Raw genomic sequence first — 5,554 nt, forward strand, 5'->3', positions numbered from 1 at the left:
CCGCAGGCGGGGCAGCGGGCCGTGAAGCGTCTAGACCGGTTCATCCGGTCAACGTCGCCCGGCAACGGACGACTGCCAATCATGAGTCACGTTTGCTCACTGAAAGGTAACGGTCGAAGCCGGCCCGGGTGATCTCCACGGCCAGCACCCGCTCCTGCCCGGGCTTCCGCGTCCAGCCGCAGCGGTACATCATCCAGCGGAACGACGGCTTGATCCAGGTCATCCGCTCCCGCTTGAACGGCGGCACGAACCGGCCGGCGGCGAGCGCCGCCTCGACGATCTCCGGCGGGTACGCCTGGTAAACGGTGATGCTGTCGGCGGTGAAGGTGGCCCGGACCTGCCGGGCGGGAACGGTCACCCGGCGATCGTCGCCGACGCCTCCGCCGTATCTCCACCGCATTTCGCCGGGCGGCGGCCAGCGGGTCCCCGGCCCGGAGGATAGGCTGCCGGCCGTGGCAGGTCTGTTGAGGAATGTGGCGTCGCGGCTCGGCCGGATGACCGGGGGTACGGCGACGCCGACCCGGACGCCGGGTCCGATCCCGGCCCAGGTCGCGCGGCGCCGCCAGGTGGCCGCGCTGCAGCGTCGCCAGCTCGCGTACGCCCCGGAGCTGGACGGGCAGGCCGACCCGGGGGAGATCGTCTGGACCTGGGTCCCGTACGAGGACGACCCCCGCCAGGGCAAGGACCGCCCGGTGCTGGTGGTGGGCCGGCAGAGCCGCACGCTGTTCGGGCTGATGCTCTCCAGCCAGAGTGAACGGGATGGCCAGCGGCACTGGCTGGCGCTCGGGCCGGGCGCCTGGGACCGGGACAACCGCCCGAGCTGGGTACGCCTCGACCGGGTCCTCACCATGCGGGAGGACAGCATCCGGCGCGAGGGCGCGGTGCTGGACCGGCCTCGCTTCGACCGGGTGGGCCAGGCCCTGCGCGCTGGCTACGGCTGGCGCTGACGGGCGGGGAAACCGCTCGCGACGACGGGTGCGCCGTGGCTGGCGCTGACCGGCGAAACCGCTCGCGGTGACGGGTGAGCGGTGGCACGGTGATCCGGTGACGGGTGAGCTGACGATCGCCGGGGACGACCGACTGGCCGGCTGGGTGGCGGAGGACTTCGGTCTCGCCCTCGTCGCCGCCGAGTTGGTGCCGTACGGCGCGGATGACACGGCGCGGCTGTGGCGGGCCACCGACGCCGACGGTGCCCAGTGGGCGGTCAAGCTGAGCGGCGGCGGCAGCCCGGCGGGCCTGCGCGTCACGGCCCACCTGGCGGCGCGGGGCGTGCCGGGCATCGTGGCCCCGTTGACCACGCGGGACGGCCGGCTCTGGAGCGTCCACGGGGGGCGCCGGCTCTCCGTGGTGCCGTGGCTGACCGCCGATCGGGCGCTGGACGGCGGGATGGGCGTCGCGCACTGGCGGGCGACGGCGAGGTGCTGGCCGCGACGCACGCGGTCGCACCCACCGATGAGCTGGCGGCGCTGCTGCCCTGGGAGGACCACACCCACGCGGCGGTCGGCGTGCCGCCCGGGCCACCGACCGTCGGCTGCGGGCGGTGGACGGCTCGGCCGACCGGTGGACCCGGGAGGTGGCGGCCCGTTGGCGGACGGCCGCCGACGACGTGTCGACCCTGCTCGACCGGGTGGACCGGCTCGGCGCGGAGCTGCGGGAGCGGCCGGCGGACCTGGTGGTCTGCCACGGCGATCCGCACCTGGGCAACCTGCTGCTCGACCCGGACGGGCGGGTCTGGCTGATCGACTGGGACGACGCGGTGCTCGCGCCGCGGGAACGCGACTTGATGTTCGTGCTCGGCGGCGTGCTGGCGTTCGCGCCGGTGACCCCGGCCCAGCAGGCCGCGTTCTTCGCCGGCTACGGCCCGGTGGATCCGGATCCGGTCCGGCTGGCCTACCACCTGGGCGTGCGCGCCCTCGACGACATCGGGAGCTGGGCGCGGGACGCGGCCGACACGGACCGGCCGGAGGCCGAGCGGGTCCGTGCGCTGAAGATCGTGGACGGGCTGTTGTCCCCGGTCGGGCTGTTCACCCTGGCCCGCGGGGCGCTGCGCGACCTGGGCCGGTGGGACTGATCAGCCGGTCAGCGCTCGGCGAGGTGCGGGGTGTCCACGAGCTGCCGGGCCGGCCGGGCCGCGGCCACGCTCTTCGCCTGGTACATCGCCGCGTCCGCGCGGCGGAGCGCCTCGGCGAGCTGGGTCGGCCCGTGCACCGGGGCGAGGCCGACGGACGCGGTCACCTGCACGGTGCGGCTGCCGAGCGGGATCGGCGCGGCGAGCGCGTCGCAGAGTCGCCGGCTGGCGTGCTCGATCCACCGCCGGTCCACGGTGGGGCTGACCAGCAGCCCGGCGAACTCGTCGCCGCCGAGCCGGGCGACCGGGTTGTCGCCGGCGAAGGCGGCCAGCCGTTGGGCCACGCTGATCAGCACCTGGTCACCGGCGGCGTGCCCGTACCGGTCGTTGACCTGCTTGAAGTCGTCGAGGTCGAGCACCACGGCGATCAGCGGGTTGCCGCCGGCGCCGGTGAGCAGGGTCGCGGCCAGCCGGTAGAAGGCGCGTCGGTTGGGCAGCCCGGTCAGTGGGTCATGGCTGGCGGCGTGCCGTTCGGCGGCCAGTTCGGCCTGCAGGAGCTGGATCTCCGCCTCCGCCCGCAGCGCCCGGCGGCGCAGTTGCCAGGCGGAGACCAGGGCGCCAGCGGCGGAGACACCGGACGCGACGGTCATCGGATCCGGCACGCACCCTCCTTCGCCACAGCCGTCGGTCGCCTCCTGGCGGTGCCTCTGCCGCTCGTCGCCGACGCGGTTTTCCGCTGGTCCGCGCAGAGAGCGGGGTGACCCACAGTGAACGGATGAGTACACCGCACGTGCGTTATCATGCTCGCTGTCCAGTGCAGATGCAATAGCAGATGCACGTGCATCATCGTCCTCTGTCGACACCCCGCCCCGTCGCCACCACCGCTCCTCCCGCGGCATCGGCTGGCTCTTGCACAGGAAGACGCCCCATGCAGCAGCCCCAGAACGGCGTACCCATCACTCAGCTGCCGCCGCTGCGGTGGCAGAAGAGTCGTCGCAGCAACCCGAGCGGGAACTGCGTCGAGCTGGCCGAACTCCCGGACGGCGCCGGCATCGCGATGCGGAACTCCCGGCACCCGGAGGGCCCGGCGCTGATCTACACGGTGGACGAGATCGCCGCCTTCGTGCTCGGCGCCCGGGACGGGGACTTCGACCACCTGATCGCCGGCCCCGCGTCCCGCTGCTGCCGGGACTGATCCGGCCGTCCGGAGGAGCCCACCTCACTGTCGGTCCATGGCATGCTTACACGTCGGCCGGACTGGGGCGTCCGGTCGGCGAGTGTCGGCATGCGAAGGACGACCACGTGACGATGGTTCCCCGCGAGGACGGCCCGGCCACCGGCCCGACCGTGCTGCGCATGCTGCTCGGAGCGCAGCTGCGGCGGCTCCGCGAGGGCGCCGGGGTCACCCGCGAGGGCGCCGGCTGGGAGATCCGGTCCTCCGAATCGAAGATCAGCCGGATGGAGCTCGGCCGGGTCGGCTTCAAGGAGCGGGACGTCGCCGACCTGCTCACCCTCTACGGCGTCTCGGCGACCGACGAGCGCGCGGTGCTGCTCAAGCTGGCCCGCGACGCGAACAGCCCCGGCTGGTGGCACCGGTACGGCGACGTGCTGCCCACCTGGTTCCAGTCCTACCTGGGGCTGGAGGCCGCCGCCGCGCTGATCCGGACGTACGAGGTCCAGTTCGTTCCCGGCCTGCTGCAGACCCCCGAGTACGCGCGCGCCGTCATCCTGCTCGGCCACCGCGGCGCCGCGCCGGAGGAGGTCGAGCGGCGGGTGGGCCTGCGGATGGCGCGCCAGGAGCTGCTGCGCCGGACGCACCCTCCCCAGCTCTGGGCGGTCGTCGACGAGGCCGTCCTGCGCCGGCCGATCGGCGGGCCGGAGGTGATGCGCGGCCAGTTGGACGCGTTGGTCGAGGCGACGGCCTCGCCGCACGTCCGGCTCCAGATTGTGCCCTTCGCCGCCGGCGGGCATGCCGCCGCCGGGGGCGCCTTCACCATCCTGCGCTTCGGCGACCAGGACCTGCCGGACATCGTCTACATCGAGCAGTTGACCAGCGCGATCTACCTGGACAAGCGCGAGGACCTCGACTACTACGCCCTGGCCATGGAGCGGCTCTGCGTGGAGGCCGAGCCGCCGGAGCGAACCCCCGAGCTGCTCGGCCGGATCGCCGACGAGCTGTACCGGCGCTGACCGTTCCCGGATCATCCGGCCCGGCATTGACGTCCCTTCCCACGTGCGGGTAACCTCTGGATCGATCCAGACTGAATCGATCCAGAAGGGCGTCGCGGTGAAGCCGACCCTGCAGGACGTGGCGAATGCCGTGGGCGTGTCCCGCAGCACCGTCTCCAACGCCTACAGCCGCCCTGACCAGCTCTCGGCCGCCCTCCGGCACCGGATCCTCGACGCCGCCCGGCAGCTCGGCTACCCCGGGCCCAACCCGACCGCCCGGTCGCTGCGCCGCGGCTTCGTCGGCGCGATCGGCGTGCTGTTCACCTCCCAGCTGTCGTACGCCTTCACCGACCCCTTCGCGGTGCGCTTCCTGGCCGGGCTCAGCGGCGCGGCCGAGCGGCACGGCGCCGCCCTGCTGCTGGTCCCGCTGCCCGCGGACCCGGCGCTCGCCCGCACCGCGGTGGAGAACGCCGCCGTCGACGGTTTCTGCGTCTACTGCGCCGGCGACGAGGAGTGGGCGCTCGAAGCCATCCGCGGCCGGGCCCTGCCCTACGTCACCACCGCCGTCGCCGAGGCGGCCCACCCGGCGCACCGCTACGTCGGCATCGACGAGCGGGCCGCCGCCCGCACCGTCGCCGAGCACGTGGCCGCCCTCGGTCATCGGCGGGTGGCCCTCCTCGGCGACACCGTGCTGCCCGACACCCCACCCGGACCGCTGCGGCTGGCCGGCCCGGGGGACGTCCCGCACCCCACCACCCGCGGCCGGCTCGCCGGCTTCGCCGACGCGTTCGCCGCCGTCGGGGTCGACTGGTCCGCGCTCACCGTGCTCAACGCCACCGGCAACAGCCGCGCCGCCGGCGCCGCCGCGGTGGCCGCCACGCTCACCGGCGACGCCCCGCCCACCGCGGTGCTGGCCTGCTCCGACGTGCTCGCCCTCGGAGTGCTCGACACGCTCGCCGAGGCCGGTCACCGCCTTCCGCACCCCGTCTCCGTCACCGGCTTCGACGACATCGCCGAGGCCGCCGCGGCCGGGCTCACCACCATGCGGCAGCCGGCCGAGGAGAAGGGGCGGATCGCCGCCGAACTCCTCCTGGAGCCCCCGGCCGACCCGGCCGCCGGCCACGTCCTGCTCCGCACCGACCTCATCGTCCGTACCTCCACCGGTCCCGCCTGAAGGAGCCGACCATGGAACAGTCCACCGGTTTCGTCCTCGCCGTCGACGCCGTGACCCGGCACGTCAACTCGGCCCGGCCCGACGCGCCGGTCCGCCCGGACCGCCCCCGCCCGGCCCGGCTGACGCCCACCCGGCTGGCCGCC

The 5,554-nt window shown here is 74.4% G+C and carries 6 protein-coding genes and 1 pseudogene; 5 read left to right on the top strand and 2 right to left on the bottom strand.

From position 1 onward, the window contains the following. Positions 1-112: 112 nt before the first annotated feature. A pseudogene (locus JNW87_RS33930) lies at positions 113-358 on the bottom strand (DUF4291 family protein); the annotation flags it as partial. A 94-nt stretch (positions 359-452) separates the two neighbouring features. On the opposite strand from JNW87_RS33930, the gene JNW87_RS33935 reads away from it, so the two are divergent. Together JNW87_RS33935 and JNW87_RS40300 are read left to right on the top strand one after the other, a co-directional pair. Continuing rightward, complete coding sequence (locus JNW87_RS33935; RefSeq protein ID WP_109804998.1) at positions 453-947, top strand: type II toxin-antitoxin system PemK/MazF family toxin; 495 nt, start codon at positions 453-455, stop codon at positions 945-947. A 584-nt stretch (positions 948-1,531) separates the two neighbouring features. Next, positions 1,532-2,071 (top strand): phosphotransferase, encoded by a 540-nt coding sequence (locus tag JNW87_RS40300; protein ID WP_305070480.1) that lies wholly within the window; start codon positions 1,532-1,534, stop codon positions 2,069-2,071. 8 nt (positions 2,072-2,079) lie between these two features. On the opposite strand, the gene JNW87_RS33950 is transcribed toward JNW87_RS40300, so the two are convergent. Then, positions 2,080-2,730: a GGDEF domain-containing protein gene (locus JNW87_RS33950; protein WP_109804997.1), complete on the bottom strand. Its 651-nt coding sequence runs from the start codon at positions 2,728-2,730 to the stop codon at positions 2,080-2,082. Positions 2,731-2,996: 266 nt separating this feature from the next. Here JNW87_RS33950 and JNW87_RS33955 point away from each other — a divergent pair, with 266 nt between their 5' ends. From JNW87_RS33955 to JNW87_RS33965, 3 genes are all read left to right on the top strand, one after another. After that, positions 2,997-3,263, top strand: a complete 267-nt coding sequence (locus JNW87_RS33955; protein ID WP_109804996.1) for a DUF397 domain-containing protein — start codon at positions 2,997-2,999, stop codon at positions 3,261-3,263. A 113-nt stretch (positions 3,264-3,376) separates the two neighbouring features. Then, positions 3,377-4,258 (top strand): helix-turn-helix domain-containing protein, encoded by an 882-nt coding sequence (locus JNW87_RS33960; RefSeq protein ID WP_375373579.1) that lies wholly within the window; start codon positions 3,377-3,379, stop codon positions 4,256-4,258. A 97-nt stretch (positions 4,259-4,355) separates the two neighbouring features. Next, positions 4,356-5,411 (top strand): LacI family DNA-binding transcriptional regulator, encoded by a 1,056-nt coding sequence (locus JNW87_RS33965; protein WP_109804994.1) that lies wholly within the window; start codon positions 4,356-4,358, stop codon positions 5,409-5,411. Positions 5,412-5,554 lie beyond the last annotated feature (143 nt).

Source organism: Micromonospora sp. ATA51, assembly GCF_016802855.1.
GTDB classification, from domain to species: Bacteria; Actinomycetota; Actinomycetes; order Mycobacteriales; family Micromonosporaceae; genus Micromonospora; species Micromonospora sicca.